Origin of the sequence: Desulfofundulus thermobenzoicus, from assembly GCF_009428905.1 — a bacterium.
GTDB lineage: Bacteria > Bacillota > Desulfotomaculia > Desulfotomaculales > Desulfovirgulaceae > Desulfofundulus_A > Desulfofundulus_A thermobenzoicus.
The window spans coordinates 1-471 of sequence record NZ_WHYR01000169.1 but is presented as its reverse complement, the minus strand read 5'-3'; the positions used below and the strand labels follow the sequence as shown (position 1 = coordinate 471).

Below are 471 nucleotides of genomic sequence, written 5' to 3'. Positions count from 1 at the left end.
GTGTTGCAATCATGGCTTCCGGCTGAAGCGAGCCGCCTCCCGCATTTGCCGTGATCACAAAATAAAACAAAAGAATGGCCAGCGATAGAAGGGCTGTCCATTGCCATCTTTTGCACTGCTTGGCAAAGCCCTCATATTTATGCTTTCTTTTGATCAATGTTTCCATCATTTTCCGTGTCGGCTGATCCATATATCGGCTGATTGCGTGCAATGTCATCACATACACCCTGTCCCTTTTTTCTACATATGTATGTGCGTGCTTCTTCATTCATGTCAGGTGATTAGTTTTCTAGTGGAATATTCAGCACTTGACCACTATACACGCTGTTACCTTTCAAATGATTATAGGCTCTAATTTTCTCTTCACCCGAACGGTTTTTGTAATACTTCATTGAAATTCGATACAGGTTTTCCTCTGGACCAACGGTGTGCTGCACGACACGAACTGGTTTTTCTTCCTGCTTCTTTTTC

The 471-nt window shown here is 43.1% G+C and carries 2 protein-coding genes; both read right to left on the bottom strand.

Annotated features, from left to right (window positions below):
* The coding region (locus GFC01_RS20280; protein ID WP_423244417.1) for a DUF2663 family protein at positions 1–166 on the bottom strand (166 nt) is incomplete at its 3' end.
* Between the two features lie 115 nt (positions 167–281).
* Positions 282–471, bottom strand: a 190-nt coding sequence (locus tag GFC01_RS18050; RefSeq protein ID WP_152948503.1) for a LysM peptidoglycan-binding domain-containing protein, incomplete at its 5' end; no start/stop codon positions are given.